Below are 17,799 nucleotides of genomic sequence, written 5' to 3'. Positions count from 1 at the left end.
TAACAAATGATGAGTGAATGGGTTGTTTCAATCTTATTGTTAATTGGTGGTTGCTTTATTCTGATAGGCTCAATCGGTTTGGTTAAAATGCCTGATTTTTTTATGCGCCTGCATGGGCCCACCAAAGCGACGACACTGGGTATGGCTTCACTGTTAATAGCGGCGATGGTTTATTTTACTTTCACACACGATGGTGTAAGTGTAAAAGAAATTCTTATTTCTATCTTTTTGCTCATTACAGCACCTATCAGTGGTTACATGCTGATTAAATCGGCTATTCACCATAAATTGCGTGCAAAAGAGGGCACCAAAGGCCAAGACAACATCGAAGAAGATTAGTCTGTAGTATTTATCAATATGTGATCTGCGCTCTTGGCTTTTATTGCACGGGCAGATCGCATAGAATGCCCCGTCATTTAGCACACTAGGTAAATAGATCATTATGCGAGTAGCACTTGGAGTAGAATACAACGGCGCCCGTTACAGTGGTTGGCAACGTCAATCACACGTCAACAGCGTACAGCAAGAAGTAGAAACAGCGTTGTCGCGTATTTGTAATCATCCTGTTGAGATTGTTTGTGCGGGTCGCACGGACGCAGGCGTTCATGGTACAGGCCAAGTTGTGCACTTTGATACTCATGCTGAACGCGAAATGGTGGCGTTTACGATGGGAATGAATACCCTATTACCAAAAGATATTTCTATTCGTTTTGCTAAGCCTGTTTCTGAAGATTTTCACGCACGTTTTAGTGCGACAGCACGCCGTTATCGTTATGTAATCTATAATTATACCTATCGCGGTGCCATTATGAGTGAAGGCGTTACTCATTTTCATCACCCATTAGACGAAACTAAAATGCAACAAGCCTGTCAGTATTTAATAGGTGAACACGACTTTACATCGTTCAGAGCACTGCATTGCCAAGCAAATACAGCAAATCGTACTATTCACCATTTGTCGGTAAAACGCCAAGGTGATTATGTGATCATTGATATTAAAGCCAATGCGTTTTTACATCACATGGTACGTAATATTACTGGTTGCTTGATGGACATTGGTTTACATAAGCATGAACCTGTTTGGTTAAAAGAGTTACTTGATTTAAAAGAGAGAGCCAAAGCCAGTGCGACAGCTAAAGCTGCGGGTCTTTATCTAGTGGATGTGGATTACCCTGAGCAGTTTGAGATCCCTAAAACACCATTAGGGCCTTTGTTTTTACCTGATTCAGACAGTTAACACTTGGTAGTACACTACTAAGACCAGTTTTTTATATCGTCTGCGGGTAATTCATGTTTTAATTGAAAAAATCTGTCTGTTTATTGGTTGTCAGAAATACCAATCAGTATTTCCAATTAAGCAGACTGCGACACAGAACAGTATTAAGAGAGTTGCAAATGAGTTGGTTAGAAAAAATCTTACCTAAAACGACTAAATCGTCAGGCCGAAAAGAAATCCCAGAAGGGGTTTGGGCAAAGTGTACAGACTGTGATTCAATTTTATATAAAGCAGAATTAGAAAAGTCACTTAACGTATGTCCAAAATGTGATCACCATATGCGTTTAAGTGGCCGTAAACGTCTTGAAAACTTTTTAGATGACGCTGATCGTCAAGAAATTGGTGCAGAGCACGAACCAAAAGACGTATTAAAGTTTAAAGATTCTAAAAAATACTCTGACCGTATTACCCAAGCACAAAAAGCAAGCGGCGAAAAAGACGCACTTGTGGCAATGAAAGGTCGCCTAAAAGGTATTCCTGTTGCTGCTGTTGCTTTTGAGTTCTCGTTCATGGGTGGCTCTATGGCGTCAGTAGTCGGAGCTCGTTTTGTTGAAGCTGTAGATCAATGTTTAGAGCATAATATGCCACTTATTTGTTTTTCAGCATCAGGCGGTGCCCGTATGCAAGAAGCACTTATGTCATTGATGCAAATGGCAAAAACAAGTGCTGCACTGGCGAAAATGAGCGAAAAAGGCTTACCGTTTATCTCAGTATTAACCGACCCAACAATGGGTGGTGTATCTGCGTCACTGGCAATGCTTGGTGATGTAAACGTTGCTGAACCAAAAGCACTTATTGGCTTTGCCGGCCCTCGTGTAATCGAGCAAACAGTCCGTGAAACTCTGCCTGAAGGTTTCCAACGCAGTGAGTTTTTGCTAGAGCACGGTGCAATCGACATGATTGTTGACCGTCGTGAAATGCGTGACACCCTTGCGCGTATCTTAGCGAAATTTATGAACTTGCCTTCTACTGAACAAGAGCATAGAGTAGCGTAAATTTCAGCTTAACTGATTAATCGCTATGACAGAAATCCTTCCTAGCCAATCATCAAGCCTTGATGATTGGCTTTGTTATTTAGAAAGTGTTCACCCTGCCAATATCGAGATGGGTCTAGAGCGCGTTGCTCGCGTTGCAAACCAAATTGGCTTACTCGATACACCGAGCAAAATAATCTTAATTGCAGGTACCAATGGTAAAGGCACCACAGCGCGTTGCCTAGAAAGCCTATTACTAGCACAAGGTTTTAGTGTGGGTACATATGCTTCTCCACACCTAATTCGTTACAACGAACGCGTACGTATTAATGGCCAAGAGCTTGATGACCAATTCCATGTTGATGCTTTCGATATGCTGGAAAAGGGCCGTGGTGAGACGCCACTGACGTATTTTGAGTACGGTACGTTAGGTGCACTGGCAATTTTTAAACGACACGCTGTTGATTATGTATTGTTAGAAGTGGGTTTAGGTGGCCGCTATGATGCGACGAATATTGTCACACCACATGCGTGTGTGATCACAACTATCGATCTAGACCATAAAGAATACCTAGGTGATACACGCGAGCTTGTTGGCTACGATAAAGCAGGTATTTTCCGACCTCACATCCCCGCAATTGTGGGTGACTTAGAGATTCCGCATACAGTAACTGATTACGGTAATGAAATTGATGCTGATATGGTGTTATCTGGCCGTGATTTTAAATTCACTGAAGACAGTGAAGGTTTTAATTGGCAGTACAAAGGTAAAGATTGGCGCTTAGCTAAACCTGCGATCCCTTGTCAAAATGCTGCCACTGCGTTGACCTTATTGGCTAAACTTGACTTACTACCTAGTGAGCAACAAGTACGTGATTGTTTAGCTAATTTAACAGTTGAAGGACGTTTTCAGCAGCTAAATGAACAGCCACTTATTTTTACCGATGTGGCACATAACCCTGAATCGGCCCGTTATTTGGCGCGTAAATTAAGCGTGTATAAAGATCAAGGGTTTAAAATTCATGCATTAGTCGCTATGCTTGCAGATAAAGATAAAGTAGCAGCAATGTCAGCCGTGGCGGATGTTGTTCATGAGTGGTCGTTAGCCAGTTTAGATTGTTTTCGCGGCGATAAGGTTGAAAACCTTGCAAAGGCATTGGCTGAAACGACATCAACAGCGCCTAGTACGCAATATGACAGTGTTGAAACTGCGCTAGACACACTATTACCAAATGTAGACAATAACACCTTAGTAATTGTGTTTGGCTCATTTATAACCGTGGCTGCAGCAATCAGCTATTTTAAAAAATAGAGAGGAATTCGGTGAACGCAGGGTTTATTAATCGCTTAGTAGGGACCACCATAGTGGTTGTGGCGGCTATTGTCTTTATTCCAAATATTTTGGATGGAGAGAAAGTTCACTATACAGAAGGTTTTAAAGCAATTCCTGAACGCCCTGAGTTCACAACGATTGACTTACAAGATGAAATTGATAGTAAAGTTGCCTCTGCAGAGCAGCCTGCTGAAATACCTGTCGAAAGTGCACAAGCGAATGATGCTGAGCTTACAGCAGAGCAAACTGAGCAATTTGATGATGCACCTAAAATGGTTGAAGCATCAACTCAAGATTCTGTTGAAGTTGTTAAAGCAGCCAAGCCAGTAGTAAAAACATCGGAGCCTGCCCGTAAGCCAGAAGAAAACCTCACGCAAATGGCTTATGTAATCCAATTAGGTAGTTTCTCACATGCGCCTAATGTAAAGTCGTTACTTGAAAAGCTCAAAGCGAATGGCTTTAAAACCTTTACTCGTCCAATCAAAACCCCGAACGGAACACTGACAAAAGTCTTTGTAGGTCCTTCACTTAGCAAGAAAGAGTTAGAAAGTAAGCTTGTTGAGTTAAAGCAGTTAACCAAGTTAAACGGCAAAGTTACTCAGTTTGAAATTACAAAATGATCTGGCAATTCCTCCGCTTGTCTTATAGAATGCGCCCCAAATTAACGACTAGTTGGTTCTTATGATCTGGGTTGATTACGCCATACTTGGCATTATTGCACTATCCACTATCATCGGCTTAATACGTGGCTTCGTAAAAGAAGCAATGTCATTAGCTGTATGGGCTGGCGCATTTATCATCTCTAGTTTGTTTTACCAATATTTAGCTTCCTTCCTAACAAGTATTTCAGAACCCCTTTTAAGAAATGCAGCCGCAATAGCCATATTATTCTTTGCGACACTCCTGTTGGGTGGATTACTAAACTATATTTTAGGTGAGCTTGTACAACGTACTGGTTTATCTGGCACCGACCGTGTATTCGGCATAGTGTTTGGTGCTCTTCGTGGCGTGTTGGTCGTAAGCGCGTTACTCTTCTTTCTTGATGCTTTTACCGGTGCACCTAATACGCACTGGTGGGGTAACTCTATTTTGATTCCAGAATTTGGCTTTGTTGTTGAGTGGTTTTTTTCGTACCTCGAAAACAACTCGAGCTTTTTAAATTCGGTAAACCGTTAATCGGCGAGGATAAATTTAATGTGTGGTATCGTTGGCATAGTCGGAACTTCTCCTGTTAATCAGGCGCTGTATGATGGCTTAACTGTTTTGCAACACCGCGGTCAAGATGCAGCTGGCATCATTACCATTGAAAATAATACGTTTAGCTTACGTAAAGCCAACGGCCTTGTGAAAGATGTGTTTCATACCCGTCACATGAAACGCCTTCAAGGTACGATTGGTATTGGTCATGTTCGCTATCCGACAGCTGGATCTTCTAGCTCGTCGGAAGCGCAACCTTTCTATGTTAACTCACCGTTTGGTATTGCACTTGCGCACAATGGTAATTTAACAAACGCAGAAGCATTAAAAGAGCAATTATTTTCAGAAGCTCGCCGTCATGTTAATACAACATCTGACTCTGAAATATTACTTAATATCATGGCGCATGAGTTAAGTAAGTCTAATAAACTTAAACTCGATGCTGAAGATATATTTACAGCAGTAACACAAGTAAATAACAAAGTAACGGGTGGTTACGCAACAATAGCAATGATTATCGGCCACGGTATTGTTGCCTTTCGTGACCCGAACGGTATTCGTCCGCTTGTATTTGGTAAGCGTGAAACAGCGAACGGTACTGAGTACATGTTTGCATCAGAAAGCGTTGCATTAAAAACAGATGGCTTTGAGTTTGTCCGCGATGTAGCGCCAGGTGAAGCTATTTACGTAACTGAAGAAGGTCAGCTTTTCTCACAAGCGTGTGCAGAAAAAGCAACGTATTCGCCGTGTATTTTTGAGTTCGTTTATTTTGCGCGACCAGATTCAACCATTGATCGTATGTCTGTTTATGCAACGCGTGTAAACATGGGGACTAAGTTAGGTGAAAAGATAGCACGTGAATGGGCTGATAAAGACATCGACGTGGTTATTCCAATCCCTGAAACATCATGTGATGTGGCGCTTGAGATTGCATCAGCGCTTAACCTGCCATACCGTCAAGGTTTCGTTAAAAACCGCTACATTGGCCGTACCTTCATCATGCCAGGTCAAGAAATGCGTAAGAAGTCAGTTCGTCAAAAACTGAATGCCATTGACCGTGAGTTCAAGGGCAAAAACGTATTGCTTGTCGATGACTCAATTGTTCGTGGTACTACGTCAGCGCAAATCGTTGAGATGGCTCGTGAGTCGGGTGCAAAGAATGTTTATTTTGCATCAGCTGCACCAGAAATTCGTTTCCCGAATGTCTATGGAATTGACATGCCTTCGGCTGCTGAGTTAATTGCTCATGGTCGTGAAGTGGAAGATATTAATGCAAGCATTGGTGCTGATGGTCTCATTTTCCAGTCTCTTGATGATTTAATCTCAGCGGTGAGCCAAGAAAACCCTGAAATCACGCGTTTTGAAACCTCGGTATTCGATGGACAATATATAACGGGTGATATCGATCAAGAATATCTTAACCATATCGATCGTCTACGTAATGATTCTGCAAAATCAACGCGTGAAAACGCAATGTCTTCAGGTTTAGAATTACATAACCAAGAAGAAAACAGTGCAGACTAATTAGTTTTTAGACTAATACATGAAAAAGGAGCTAGATAGCTCCTTTTTTGCTTGTGGAAAGAAAGGAAATAATTTAGGTAAACATCGGGTGGACAATACCGTTTGTCCACAGAATTGCTGTCGCAGCAAGGATTATGACCAGTAGAATTAATCCGCAAGTGACCACTGAACTGGCATAAATAAAGCCTCGTTCTTCAGGAATGTGCATTAAAATTGGCACCCCAGTGTAGAGCAGGTAAACAGAGTAGGCGAGGGCTACAAGGCCTACACACACCACAAACCAAAGCTCTGGTAGAAACGCCGCAAATGAAGACATAAACACCGGCGTTGCTGTGTAAGCAGCAAGTTCTAGGGTTTGAGTAAAGGTAGGTTTTGCACCAAAGGTCACGGCCATCCAATGCGCCAAGTAAGCCAGTGCAAATACGCCAACTATAAGCGCAAAGTACATGGCTATCGCAATCAGAAGCGCGCTATCATGCGTTAAAAATACTGCCTCGCCAGAGCCAATGCTCCAACCTAGATGGACTGATGAATAATAGCCCATGATGGATGGAATACATGCAATGAGTAAGATGTGCGATAAGCTATAACGCAAGCTTTCATGGCGGTTATCAATTGTTTGCCATTCTTCGAGTGGGTGGGCGTATAAGCCCCATAAGTGGTTCAAAATCATAATTGTTGCCCCTGTAAATAGGAATATGAGCTGTTTTATTTTTGTACAGCTTTGATTAAGTTATGGTCCACTTATTAAATATTGTCAAGAACCTGAAATACTGGAAGTGACGGGCCATGTATAAGTCTTTAGTACATATAGAAATTAGTTTTGCACTGATATGGGTCATAGAATGGCGGTGTATTTATATGGTAAAATCTAACCACGTTTATTGATGAGAATTTATTTAGTGCCTTACTCTGCTTTACTCGCTCCTATCCATTCTTTTTTAAAGTGTGAAACGCCAGATGAGTGGATTGCTGCGGCAATCAAACAAGAAAACTTAGATGTGGTATTAATTGATCACCTTATTTGTGAATTGAAAGCTGCTCAGTCAGCGATGTTTTTAATTCGTAAGTATGCAGTTGATAAAGAAAGTGGTGATGCATTACTTGCATGGCTAAAACCTTTTGAAACACTTATTTATAAACGAGAAGGGGATTGGCGAGAGCTTGCAGATAAAAACAAGCTAACTAAATCAATGATTCCAAAATCGAACTCGCCTTACGGGCAAGATCTGATTGATAAAATGGTCATGCTTATAAAAGAAGAGCTGCATCACTTTTATCAAGTGCTTGAGATCATGGATGAGTATGGTATTGAATATAAAAGCATTACGCCATGTCGCTACGCAAAGGGTATGCTGCGCCATGTAAAAACCTATGAGCCAGATGCGCTAGTCGATAAACTCATTATCGGTGCTTACATCGAAGCCCGCTCGTGTGAACGGTTTGCTAAGCTCGCTCCTCATGTTGATAAGCGGTTAGGGGATTTTTATATTTCATTACTGCGCTCAGAAGCCCGTCATTACCAAGATTACTTGACCCTTGCACAGGAAATCAGTGAATTTGATATTACCGAGCGTGTTGATTTTTTTGGTCAAATTGAGGCTGAGCTGATTGCAACGCCTGATGACGATTTTAAGTTTCACAGTGGCGTGCCAGTTTAAAAAGCGATGTAATCCAACAGCAAGGAGCGATTATTAATAAGCTCTTTGCTATCATTTTACTTTCTTATTTTATAAACCCTACCCCCAGCTATTTTCAAGAGCCTTATTCTTTATAAAAAAATAAATATTGACAATGCTGTAAATCTAAAGTACCCATAAATGGTCCAAAGTATTGACGTATGTATTTTATAACCTTGATTAAAACAAAATGGATGACCCCTTGATATTGAGGGTAAGGAAATAAGATGAAATATAAGTTGATATTAATGTTGGCTGTAAGCGCTTTGTTTATTGCAAATGATGCTGCAGCAGCACTTACAGAAGCAAAAGCGTGTGATACATGTGACTATAGAGAGGCACTGCGTATTGCAAAATTATATTATGAGAGGCCTAACTGTGAAGTTAGGAATTTAAATGATGGTAAGCCAGAGTTTGGGGTAACGACCTATCTTTGTAATATAACTTCAAAAGAGGTTATTGTTGCTAATGCACTGCAGCGAGTGGCGTTTAAATTTATAATTACTACAGAGCAACAAACCCAGTATAGTAAAGCGGTAAAAGTCAAAGCAATAGATACTACACTCAATAGCGCTGAAGCCGCTGCACTTGATGACTTTTATGAGATAGATAGTGAATTTAGGCGGGCTGTGAATGAAGCCGGTACTGTTACAACTAACTCAACAGTGACTGTACATGCAGGAAACTGGGGGGATGATTCAACACGTTCCACGCTTGCTAGTTCTGATGAAAGTTGTGCCAATCACCCATCTTTTTATTTAACGAGCATTGATGCAAGTAGAAGTATTAAAAAAGAAATGCATGCTCAAATAGCCACTCGCCTTGGTAAAGGTAGCTGGAATGAGTTTATTACTGATACTCAAGTGAAAGTTTCGGGGATTCATATTGGTAAAAATAGTGCAGGGATTTCACTTTCATTAAGCCACGATAAAGTCGGTGTGTATGCAACGCGTTCTTATGGTAATTCAAGTAATAAATTAGTGTTTAAAGTGGGTTATCATGGTCAATCAATAACTAATGGGGCAAGAGATCTGAATCTTACTTTCACTCTAGATAGAGGGGCTTCACTCGTTGATGGCATTGAAATTGGCACTTTTATGAGTGGCATCAATGTTACTTTAACAGATACACTTGTTTCTAATTGTTTAATCGAAAATTTAGAAAGTATTGAAGGTGCAACAACGCAAATGAGTTCGCCTGGAGGTGGTGGAATTGGCGGGATTGTTACAGGCCCAGGAGGGGGGACGCTTATTAGAGGGGGTGGCTGTACTCGAGAAATAAATTATACAACCTGTTCGACCTCGGGTGGGGTGACAACTTGCACAAATAATTCCGTGAGCACTGGCTGTTAGGTTATTTTAGTATAGAGGCGTTATAGCCTCTATACTAAGCAAAATAAATGACTTACGAACTTGGCTAATTAAAATTTTTGCTAAGCAACGCTAAAACTTTGTCAGTTTGATTCGTGTCAAAATCATAACGTTTTAATATTTTTTCGGCGTCTCCATTTGCCACAATAGTTTGTAACCCTGTATATAAATCTTGCTGAAAATAGTCAGATTGAGGGTGATCTTTGGCCGTAATAACGTGTAACATTTGAGTTGATAGGAAAGGGGTGATGACCTTTATTTCCGAGTGTTTGAAATTTTGCAAGGTTTCGTTATTTTCTAACCAGTATAATGCGACTTCTTTTGTGCCGGCAACGAGGTCTACACGGCCATGTATTAAAAGGGTTAAGCTTTCTATTAGACTATGTGTTGTCGTAACCGCAAGTTGAGGGTGGTGTTCAAACTCCTCACTTATAACATAGTCTTCTCCTTTGCTGATTGTGTAAGGAGTCAGAGAGTATAAGGAACCTGAATAGGTAATCTCACTATCAGCACGTTTCAAAAGCACAATATCAGCTGTCGCAAGAGGTAGAGAATAGGTAAATATTTTCGCCCTTTTTAGGGTATAAAAAGCACCAATAACCGCGACACGTTTATGTCGCTGCGCAAGCTTTAATGCGCGAGCCCAATGAGTATACTCAATCTCTACATTTTTATTTTGACTTTTTAGTGCGCTAACAACGAGTTCATGAACCCAGCCCGGCTTTTCGTTGTTGTCGATAAGGAAAGGTGGGAATGGTTCTGTGACTAATCGCCAAGTTTGGCTATAAGGAGAAAAACTTAGCATTAAACAACAAAACAAACAGGTTAACCGAACAATCATGACACACGCTTTTTAGTAAAAACTCTATTCAAGCATAGTCAAAGTTTCTATTATTTAAAGTGGCGAGCTGATTAGCTCTTGATTAGCAGGTGTAACCCTTAGGTACGACCCTTGCTCATACCAATCACCGAGTACAGTGCGAGTCAATGTCTTATTATTTACCCTGTAGTGATGTACGTTGGGTCTGTGTGTATGACCGTGGATCATATTAGCAACCTGATGCTTTTCAAACATTGCTAATACCGCATCTTCAGTTACATCAAGGATTTCTAACGCTTTGCCAGCTTGGCTTTGTTTAGATTTTTCACGAGCGTTGCGGGCAATCTTTTTGCGATACCAAAGCGGCATAGCAAGCATTAGTTTAGGCCACCACCAACCACGACTTTTTTTGCGGAACTTTTGATATTCAACATCTTGGGTGCACATTTCATCGCCGTGCAAGATAACTGTTGGAGTGCCATATAAATCAATAACGACCTGCTCAGGCAATAAAGTCATACTCGCGCTTTTTGCATAGCCTTCTCGCATAATAAAATCGCGATTGCCATGAATAAAAAACACCTCTGTACCACTTTCACTTACTAGGCCTAAACGTGCGGCAACACTCTTTGAAAGATCAGTCTGATAGTCATCACCTACCCATACTTCAAAAAAGTCACCCAAAATGTACAGTGCATCAACATCATCATTAATAATCTTGTTATCAAGAAAATCAAAAAATGCTGTGGTGATGTCAGGGCGGTTTTCTGTTAAATGGAGATCGGCAATAAAATAGCTTTGTTTCATGGTTACTCGCAAAAAAGCGGGCAAAGGCCCGCTTAAAAAACTTAACGGTTAAATTAGCTAACCGTTACTTTTTCGATGATTACATCTTCAAGTGGTACGTCTTGGTGGAAACCAGCGCTGCCAGTTGCAACACCTTTGATTTTGTTTACCACGTCCATACCTTCAACAACTTCTGCAAACACGCAGTAGCCCCAGCCTTGTGATGTTTCACTGCTGAAGTTTAAGAAGTCATTGTCGTTAACGTTAATGAAGAACTGCGCAGTCGCTGAATGTGGATCCGGCGTACGTGCCATTGCCAATGTACCTACTTTATTCGCAAGGCCATTATTAGCTTCGTTTTCGATAGGGTTGTTTACTTCTTTTTGAACCATACCTGGCTCAAAACCACCGCCTTGTACCATAAAACCATCAATTACACGGTGAAAAATAGTACCGTTGTAAAAGCCAGAGTTTGCATACTCTAAAAAGTTTTTAACTGTGTTTGGTGCATCGCTTTCGTGCATCTTGATAGTGATGTCACCAAAGTTTGTGTGTAGTACAACCATGAGGTTTCCTATATCTGGTTTAATAATGGGTCTATTTTATAGTAGTTGACTTGGATTAACAAAGAGCTTGTTGAGATAGATTAACAAAGTGCTTATTCAATTGATAAAGCGCTAGAGCAGCGGCTTTGCAAGTGTTACCATAAAGAATCTCAAAACACCGTTAAGGACATTTTATAAATGGTACAAATTTACAACACACTTACGCGACAAAAAGAGCAGTTTAAACCCCTTGTTGATGGCAAAATCGACATGTACGTGTGTGGTATCACCATTTATGATTACTGTCACATCGGTCATGCCCGTACATTCGTCGGTTTTGACGTCATTGTTCGTTACCTTCGCCACATTGGTTATGACTTAAAATATGTCCGTAACATTACTGATGTTGACGATAAAATTATCAAGCGTGCTAATGAAAATGGCGAATCAATCAATGATTTAACCTTGCGTATGACCAAGGCGATGCATGAAGACTTTGATAGCTTAAATATGCTGCGTCCAGATGTTGAGCCAACAGTGACAAACCATATGGATGAAATCATCGCGATGGTTGAGCGTTTAATTACTAAAGGCCATGCGTATGTTGCAGCAGATGGCGACGTATTGTTTGATGTATCAACCTTTGAGCAATACGGTGCTTTATCGCAACAAGACCTAACCATGCTACAGGCTGGTTCTCGCGTTGAAGTTGCACAAGATAAGCAAGATCCACTTGATTTCGTACTTTGGAAAAAAGCCAAGCCTGGCGAGCCATCATGGTCATCACCATGGGGAGAAGGGCGTCCTGGTTGGCACATCGAATGTTCGGCAATGAGCTCTAAACACCTAGGTGAGCACTTTGATATTCACGGTGGTGGTTCAGATCTACAGTTCCCGCACCATGAAAACGAAATTGCTCAGTCATGCTGTGCAAATAACGGTAAATACGTGAATACGTGGATCCACACAGGTATGGTACAGGTTAATAAAGAGAAGATGTCTAAGTCATTAAACAACTTCTTTACCGTGCGTGATGTATTAAAAGAGTACGATGCTGAATCAGTTCGATACTTCTTAATTTCAGGTCATTACCGTAGCCAGCTTAACTATTCGCAAGAAAACCTTGAGCAAGCGCGCTCTTCTCTTGAGCGAATTTACACTGCACTGCGCGGCGTAACGCCAATTAAATGCGATTTAGCAGGCAATGAATATGTGGCTAAATTCAGAAAGGCGATGGATGATGACTTCAACACCCCAGAAGCGCTACCTGTGTTATTTGAGTTAGCAAAAGAGCTAAACCGTGTTAAAGACAGCGATGCAGAGCAAGCAGGTAAACTTGCTTATGTATTGCGCAGTGTTGCAGAGGTATTAGGTGTAGCACAACAAGACCCAGAAGCTTTTTTACAAGGTGGCCAAGCTGATGACGAAGTTGCACATATCGAAGCGTTAATCGCAAAACGTAATGAAGCCCGTGCTAGTAAAGATTGGGCGGCGGCTGATGAAGCCCGTGATGCATTGAATGCACTTGGTGTGGTACTGGAAGATTCTGCTGGCAAAACAACATGGCGTAAAGCATAAGTATCAATCTAAAATTGCACATCAAAAGGTTGCCAATGTCGGCAACCTTTTTTGTTTTAAAAATTTATTCTTAATATTGACCTCAACTAAAGTTGAGGTTTTACCTTGGCGTTACTTTGCTTTAACAAGGACTGACTTTGAATATCTTACTTGCCATGATCCCTGCCTTTTTATGGGGTACCACTTACGCAGTAACTAAATATGCCACACCAGATTGGCCACCATTGTTATTAGGCGCAGTGCGTGCATTACCTGCAGGGTTATTACTTTTATTGCTTAAACCTAGTTTACCGACCCGCTCTCAGTGGCCAAGTTTATTGACCTTAGGCGCTGTGAATATTGCGCTGTTTTTTGCGTTTATTTTTATTATGGCAGTGAATCTTCCTGCTGCCATTGCTGGGGTAGGGATGGTGTCTGTGCCTGTTGTGGCTTTGTTATATGCTTGGCTTACGAAAGGGCAGCGCCCTGCAAAAATTCAAGCATTCTGCGCTATGACGCTGGTGGTATTGGCGTGGTTGTTGTTTGACCCAGCACACGTAGCATTGAATGTATTGGGAGTGGCTGCTTTATTTGGGGCCTTACTTACTATTGTGATTGGTAGCACCTTAGTACAAAGTTTGTCGGTGCATATACATTGGTGGGTTGTACTTACCTGGCAGTTAATCATTGGCGGCACTATTTTATTATTGGCTGCGTTTATTGATGGCAGTTTACTTCACTCAGAGCAATACCAAGTGGTATTTGAGCCTATCTCAACGCTGCAATATTCTGCATTCTTTTGGTTAATCGTGCCCAATACCGCCATCGCCTATATACTGTATGTGTGGTTATTAGGGCGTATGACTGTTGCTGAGTTTTCATTCGGGACTATTGCAAACCCAATTGCGGGTATCGTATGTGCTGTTATTTTACTTAGCGAGCAATACCAAGATTGGCAATACTTGATTATGGCCATGATGATCGTATTTTCAGTACTGCCACAGATGTTGAAGGTTATTCGTTCTAGTAGACAAAAAGCATAAACAAAAAGGGCTGCCAATTGGCAGCCCTTTTACAAAACTTAGCGTTTAGCTGTGATATTTTTCACAAGCTTCAAGCGTATTTTCGATTAAGCTTGCCACAGTCATCGGGCCAACACCACCAGGTACAGGCGTGATAAAATGTGCTTTTTGTTCTGCTACATCGTATTCAACGTCACCAACAAGCTTACCCGAATCAAGACGATTAATGCCCACATCAATCACAATGGCACCTTCTTTAACCCAGTCACCCGGAATAAACTCAGGCTTTCCAACCGCAACAACTAATAAATCAGCGCGGCGAACATGCGTTTCTAAATCTTGAGTAAACTTGTGACACACCGTTGTTGTACAGCCTGCAAGTAAAAGTTCAAGTGACATAGGGCGACCAACAATGTTTGATGCGCCAACAACCACAGCATGCATGCCTTTGTAACGAACACCTGTAGAGTCGAGTAGGGTGATGATCCCCTTTGGCGTACAAGGACGAAGTGCAGGCATACGCTGCGCTAAGCGACCAATATTATACGGGTGGAAACCATCAACGTCTTTATGAGGAGTGATACGCTCAAGAATTTTTTCAGCATCAAGGCCTTGCGGTAAAGGTAATTGAACTAAAATACCGTCTACTTCTTTGTCTTCGTTTAGTTGATCTATTAATGCAAGTAAATCTTGTTCAGTGGTGTCGCCAGGTAAATCATAAGACTTAGATACAAAGCCGACTTCTTCACATGCTTTACGTTTAGAACCAACATACACTTGGCTTGCTGGATCTTGACCTACTAACACGACTGCGAGTCCTGGAGCACGTAATCCGTTCGCTACACGCTCTGCAACGCGTTCTGCTACATTGCTGCGTACTTGTTTAGCTATTGCCTTACCATCGATGATGTTTGCCGTCATGGGTGACCTTTCATTGGGGTTAGTTAACTTGATACTGATACATTTAAATATGATTATCCGATAAAGGGGTGTGGATAAATAAATCATATTTATTTTATGTTGCGTATTTTCGCAGAAAAGCATCATAGCGCCAAGATGCAATCTTATATAAAGCGCCGATTTATAAAAAAGAGTCCAAATTTTAGCTTATATTTGCAATATTTAACCATTATGAACTAAAAGTGACCGATTGAATTATTTTCTTAAAAAAATGTTTGACCTAACCCAGCCAAATCACTATTATGCACCCCGTTGTTAACGAGGTCACTCGCAAACAATAGTAAGCATCGGCGATTAGCGCAGTTTGGTAGCGCACTTGGTTTGGGTCCAAGGGGTCGCAGGTTCAAATCCTGCATCGCCGACCACTTCTTCTTTAAGAAGCGGTGCTTACAGGCAAACTTTTGAAGTTTTCGATGCGCCCGTAGCTCAGCTGGATAGAGCAACGCCCTTCTAAGGCGTTGGTCGAAGGTTCGAATCCTTCCGGGTGCGCCATTTGAAAATATGTAAATGCCGTGGTGATTGTAGCTCAGTTGGTAGAGCCCCGGATTGTGATTCCGGTTGTCGTGGGTTCGAGCCCCATCAGTCACCCCAATTTACTCAAAGATATCGGCGATTAGCGCAGTTTGGTAGCGCACTTGGTTTGGGTCCAAGGGGTCGCAGGTTCAAATCCTGCATCGCCGACCACTTTTAGAAAGTTAAAGGTCGAAGAACGATTGGTTTGGGTATATCCAATTCAGTCGAAGGTACAAATCCTGCATCGCCGACCACTTTAAATTGTGGTATTTATTTTCAAAACTTCTCTCAGTATCGGCGATTAGCGCAGTTTGGTAGCGCACTTGGTTTGGGTCCAAGGGGTCGCAGGTTCAAATCCTGCATCGCCGACCACTTTTAGAAAGTTCAAGGTCAAAGAACGATTGGTTTGGGTATATCCAATTCAGTCGAAGGTGTAAATTTTTCATCGCCGACCACTTTTAAGCTTTAATTCCTCACTAAAAGCTTCTTAAATTCATATTACATACCTTCAAACCAGCTTAATTCATCGTTGTTATTTTACTGCGTTCGTTTTTTACGCATTTGAACGCTGATTGCTGCTATATACGCCAAATAATTGCCCCCTAGACTCGACTATCATAAATATTAGGTTATAATGCCGCGTCTATTGTTTAACATAGTGCCCATAGAGGCAAAGCAGCAATGGTATCTCATGGTTACAATGCGCCGTTTTAAGTTGAAATTTTCAGCGTTAAAACTTGCTATCACTCATAGAGATCACCTTGTTTGTAAGGAAGGCGAACAGTCGCCAAAATTGAAGATTGAGGTAAATCATGCAAGTTTCTGTTGAGACGACTCAAGGCCTTGAGCGCCGTCTGACCATCACCGTTCCTGCAGAGAACGTTGAGACTGAAGTAAAAAAACGCTTACAACAACTGTCTAAAACCCAGCGTATCGATGGTTTCCGTCCTGGTAAAGTACCAGCGTCTATCATCAACAAGCGTTACGGTGCAGCAGTACGTCAAGAAGTTGCTGGCGAATTAATGCAACGCAACTACATTGAAGCAATCGTTTCAGAGAAAATTAACCCAGCAGGTGCACCTACTTTCGCGCCAAAAGCGTTAGAAGCTGGTAAAGATTTAGAATTCGATGCAACTTTCGAAGTTTACCCAGAAGTTGAAATCCAAGGTTTAGATAAAATCGCTGTTGAAAAACCAGCTGTTTCTGTCACTGATGAAGACTTAGCTAACATGCTAGAAACGTTACGTAAGCAACATGCTTCGTGGACTGAAGTTGACGCAGCTGCAGGTGAGAATGACCGTGTAACTATCGATTTCGTTGGTTCTATCGACGGTGAAGAGTTTGAAGGTGGTAAAGCTGAAGACTTCCCTCTAGAACTTGGTCAAGGTCGTATGATCCCAGGTTTTGAAGACAACATCGTTGGCAAAAAAGCGGGCGAAGAAGTTGTTGCTGAAGTAACTTTCCCTGAAGAGTACCACGCTGAAAACCTGAAAGGTAAAGCGGCTTCTTTCACAATTACTGTGAAAAAAGTTGAAACGCAAGAGCTTCCTGAGCTTAATGATGAGTTCGCAACTAAATTCGGTGTAGCTGAAGGCGGTGTTGACGCTCTTAAAGAAGAAGTTAAAAAGAACATGACGCGTGAGCTTGACCAAGCGGTTAAAGCTAACGTTAAAGATCAAGCAATCAAAGGTCTTTTAGAAAATAACGAAATCGAAGTGCCAAAAGCGCTAGTAGATCAAGAAATTGATGCTCTACGTCAGCAAGCTGCACAACGTTTCGGTGGTGACGCTAAAAACATGCCTGAGCTTCCAGCTGAGCTTTTCCACGAGCAAGCTATTACTCGCGTTAAAACTGGCCTATTATTAGGTGAAGTTATCAAGGCGAACGAGCTTAAAGTTGATGATGCTAAAGTTGAAGAGCTAATTGCAACGGTTGCATCTGCATATGAAGATCCAACTGAAGTTGTAGAATATTACAAAGCAAACGATCAGCTTATGCAACAAATGCGCAACGTTGCTATGGAAGAGCAAGCAGTTGAAGCAATTCTAGCTAAAGCAAACGTGACTGACGTTGAAAAAGCATTCGACGACATCATGAATCCACAGCAAGGTGCTTAATAAGTCATTGACTTAAGCTCTCGCTAGCGATTAAATGGCTCGTGTTACTCTGTATTTATACAGCGTACCCGGGCCATTTTAGTTTGTGGATATTAGTTTCACAAAAACCAACAATGCTGATGTTAT

Annotated in this window: 17 protein-coding genes and 5 tRNA genes; 17 read left to right on the top strand and 5 right to left on the bottom strand. The window is 41.5% G+C overall.

Features of this window, described 5'->3' with window-relative positions:
• The first annotated feature begins 6 nt into the window (after window positions 1–6).
• The 7 genes from L3Q70_RS11185 to purF all read left to right on the top strand — a co-directional run bounded on the left by L3Q70_RS11185 (window position 7) and on the right by purF (window position 6,304).
• The gene (locus L3Q70_RS11185; protein ID WP_062569833.1) at window positions 7–339 is read left to right on the top strand and encodes a Na+/H+ antiporter subunit G; all 333 of its coding nucleotides are present in this window, start codon (window positions 7–9) and stop codon (window positions 337–339) included.
• 103 nt (window positions 340–442) lie between these two features.
• The gene (gene truA / locus L3Q70_RS11180) at window positions 443–1,237 is read left to right on the top strand and encodes a tRNA pseudouridine(38-40) synthase TruA (RefSeq protein WP_062569834.1); all 795 of its coding nucleotides are present in this window, start codon (window positions 443–445) and stop codon (window positions 1,235–1,237) included.
• 158 nt (window positions 1,238–1,395) lie between these two features.
• Window positions 1,396–2,271: an acetyl-CoA carboxylase, carboxyltransferase subunit beta gene (gene accD / locus L3Q70_RS11175; RefSeq protein WP_062569835.1), complete on the top strand. Its 876-nt coding sequence runs from the start codon at window positions 1,396–1,398 to the stop codon at window positions 2,269–2,271.
• A 25-nt stretch (window positions 2,272–2,296) separates the two neighbouring features.
• Window positions 2,297–3,562 (top strand): bifunctional tetrahydrofolate synthase/dihydrofolate synthase, encoded by a 1,266-nt coding sequence (folC, locus tag L3Q70_RS11170; RefSeq protein ID WP_237114280.1) that lies wholly within the window; start codon window positions 2,297–2,299, stop codon window positions 3,560–3,562.
• Window positions 3,563–3,573: 11 nt separating this feature from the next.
• The gene (locus L3Q70_RS11165) at window positions 3,574–4,203 is read left to right on the top strand and encodes an SPOR domain-containing protein (RefSeq protein ID WP_237114279.1); all 630 of its coding nucleotides are present in this window, start codon (window positions 3,574–3,576) and stop codon (window positions 4,201–4,203) included.
• A 61-nt stretch (window positions 4,204–4,264) separates the two neighbouring features.
• On the top strand, window positions 4,265–4,759 hold the full coding sequence (locus tag L3Q70_RS11160; protein ID WP_036969851.1) for a CvpA family protein: 495 nt from the start codon (window positions 4,265–4,267) through the stop codon (window positions 4,757–4,759).
• Between the two features lie 18 nt (window positions 4,760–4,777).
• Window positions 4,778–6,304, top strand: a complete 1,527-nt coding sequence (gene purF / locus L3Q70_RS11155) for an amidophosphoribosyltransferase (protein WP_062569838.1) — start codon at window positions 4,778–4,780, stop codon at window positions 6,302–6,304.
• Between the two features lie 73 nt (window positions 6,305–6,377).
• Here the strand turns inward: purF and L3Q70_RS11150 are convergent, their stop codons facing one another.
• A complete protein-coding gene (locus L3Q70_RS11150; protein WP_062569839.1) occupies window positions 6,378–6,977 on the bottom strand; it encodes a Yip1 family protein in 600 nt (199 codons plus the stop codon).
• 229 nt (window positions 6,978–7,206) lie between these two features.
• On the opposite strand from L3Q70_RS11150, the gene miaE reads away from it, so the two are divergent.
• Entirely contained in the window at window positions 7,207–7,965 is a 759-nt protein-coding gene (gene miaE, locus L3Q70_RS11145; protein ID WP_062570042.1) for a tRNA isopentenyl-2-thiomethyl-A-37 hydroxylase MiaE, read from the top strand.
• Between the two features lie 245 nt (window positions 7,966–8,210).
• A complete protein-coding gene (locus L3Q70_RS11140; RefSeq protein ID WP_237114278.1) occupies window positions 8,211–9,335 on the top strand; it encodes a hypothetical protein in 1,125 nt (374 codons plus the stop codon).
• A 64-nt stretch (window positions 9,336–9,399) separates the two neighbouring features.
• On the opposite strand, the gene L3Q70_RS11135 is transcribed toward L3Q70_RS11140, so the two are convergent.
• From L3Q70_RS11135 to L3Q70_RS11125, 3 genes are all read right to left on the bottom strand, one after another.
• Complete coding sequence (locus L3Q70_RS11135) at window positions 9,400–10,158, bottom strand: transporter substrate-binding domain-containing protein (RefSeq protein WP_167346346.1); 759 nt, start codon at window positions 10,156–10,158, stop codon at window positions 9,400–9,402.
• Between the two features lie 90 nt (window positions 10,159–10,248).
• Complete coding sequence (locus tag L3Q70_RS11130) at window positions 10,249–10,980, bottom strand: UDP-2,3-diacylglucosamine diphosphatase (RefSeq protein WP_237114277.1); 732 nt, start codon at window positions 10,978–10,980, stop codon at window positions 10,249–10,251.
• 53 nt (window positions 10,981–11,033) lie between these two features.
• A complete protein-coding gene (locus L3Q70_RS11125; protein ID WP_062569843.1) occupies window positions 11,034–11,525 on the bottom strand; it encodes a peptidylprolyl isomerase in 492 nt (163 codons plus the stop codon).
• A gap of 177 nt (window positions 11,526–11,702) precedes the next feature.
• Between L3Q70_RS11125 and cysS the strand changes: the two genes are divergently transcribed.
• Together cysS and L3Q70_RS11115 are read left to right on the top strand one after the other, a co-directional pair.
• Window positions 11,703–13,082, top strand: coding sequence for a cysteine--tRNA ligase (cysS, locus tag L3Q70_RS11120; protein WP_237114276.1), 1,380 nt, complete (start codon window positions 11,703–11,705; stop codon window positions 13,080–13,082).
• 137 nt (window positions 13,083–13,219) lie between these two features.
• On the top strand, window positions 13,220–14,104 hold the full coding sequence (locus tag L3Q70_RS11115; protein WP_237114275.1) for an EamA family transporter: 885 nt from the start codon (window positions 13,220–13,222) through the stop codon (window positions 14,102–14,104).
• A 45-nt stretch (window positions 14,105–14,149) separates the two neighbouring features.
• Here L3Q70_RS11115 and folD read toward each other — a convergent pair whose 3' ends face one another.
• Window positions 14,150–15,004 carry a bifunctional methylenetetrahydrofolate dehydrogenase/methenyltetrahydrofolate cyclohydrolase FolD gene (gene folD, locus L3Q70_RS11110; protein ID WP_062569846.1) on the bottom strand — a complete coding sequence of 285 codons (855 nt, stop codon included), beginning with the start codon at window positions 15,002–15,004 and terminating at the stop codon, window positions 14,150–14,152.
• 327 nt (window positions 15,005–15,331) lie between these two features.
• Between folD and L3Q70_RS11105 the strand changes: the two genes are divergently transcribed.
• From L3Q70_RS11105 to tig, 6 genes are all read left to right on the top strand, one after another.
• Window positions 15,332–15,408, top strand: a tRNA-Pro gene (locus L3Q70_RS11105).
• Window positions 15,409–15,458: 50 nt separating this feature from the next.
• Window positions 15,459–15,535: transfer RNA gene (locus L3Q70_RS11100), tRNA-Arg, on the top strand.
• Between the two features lie 23 nt (window positions 15,536–15,558).
• Window positions 15,559–15,634 (top strand) — tRNA-His (locus tag L3Q70_RS11095).
• 16 nt (window positions 15,635–15,650) lie between these two features.
• Window positions 15,651–15,727 (top strand) — tRNA-Pro (locus L3Q70_RS11090).
• Between the two features lie 124 nt (window positions 15,728–15,851).
• Window positions 15,852–15,928: transfer RNA gene (locus L3Q70_RS11085), tRNA-Pro, on the top strand.
• Window positions 15,929–16,368: 440 nt separating this feature from the next.
• On the top strand, window positions 16,369–17,673 hold the full coding sequence (tig, locus tag L3Q70_RS11080; protein ID WP_062569848.1) for a trigger factor: 1,305 nt from the start codon (window positions 16,369–16,371) through the stop codon (window positions 17,671–17,673).
• Window positions 17,674–17,799 lie beyond the last annotated feature (126 nt).

Origin of the sequence: Pseudoalteromonas sp. CF6-2, assembly GCF_021729425.1 — a bacterium.
GTDB lineage: Bacteria > Pseudomonadota > Gammaproteobacteria > Enterobacterales > Alteromonadaceae > Pseudoalteromonas > Pseudoalteromonas arabiensis.
This window is presented reverse-complemented; position numbering and strand designations above follow the sequence as displayed.

Coding starts and splice junctions, on each gene's coding strand:
- folC (WP_237114280.1), top strand. CDS start 2,297: ATGACAGAAATCCTTCCTAGCCAATCATCAAGCCTTGATGATTGGCTT.
- purF (WP_062569838.1), top strand. CDS start 4,778: ATGTGTGGTATCGTTGGCATAGTCGGAACTTCTCCTGTTAATCAGGCG.
- L3Q70_RS11130 (WP_237114277.1), bottom strand. CDS start 10,980: ATGAAACAAAGCTATTTTATTGCCGATCTCCATTTAACAGAAAACCGC.
- L3Q70_RS11135 (WP_167346346.1), bottom strand. CDS start 10,158: ATGCTAAGTTTTTCTCCTTATAGCCAAACTTGGCGATTAGTCACAGAA.
- L3Q70_RS11160 (WP_036969851.1), top strand. CDS start 4,265: ATGATCTGGGTTGATTACGCCATACTTGGCATTATTGCACTATCCACT.
- L3Q70_RS11185 (WP_062569833.1), top strand. CDS start 7: ATGATGAGTGAATGGGTTGTTTCAATCTTATTGTTAATTGGTGGTTGC.
- L3Q70_RS11150 (WP_062569839.1), bottom strand. CDS start 6,977: ATGATTTTGAACCACTTATGGGGCTTATACGCCCACCCACTCGAAGAA.
- L3Q70_RS11140 (WP_237114278.1), top strand. CDS start 8,211: ATGAAATATAAGTTGATATTAATGTTGGCTGTAAGCGCTTTGTTTATT.
- accD (WP_062569835.1), top strand. CDS start 1,396: ATGAGTTGGTTAGAAAAAATCTTACCTAAAACGACTAAATCGTCAGGC.
- tig (WP_062569848.1), top strand. CDS start 16,369: ATGCAAGTTTCTGTTGAGACGACTCAAGGCCTTGAGCGCCGTCTGACC.
- truA (WP_062569834.1), top strand. CDS start 443: ATGCGAGTAGCACTTGGAGTAGAATACAACGGCGCCCGTTACAGTGGT.
- folD (WP_062569846.1), bottom strand. CDS start 15,004: ATGACGGCAAACATCATCGATGGTAAGGCAATAGCTAAACAAGTACGC.
- cysS (WP_237114276.1), top strand. CDS start 11,703: ATGGTACAAATTTACAACACACTTACGCGACAAAAAGAGCAGTTTAAA.
- L3Q70_RS11125 (WP_062569843.1), bottom strand. CDS start 11,525: ATGGTTGTACTACACACAAACTTTGGTGACATCACTATCAAGATGCAC.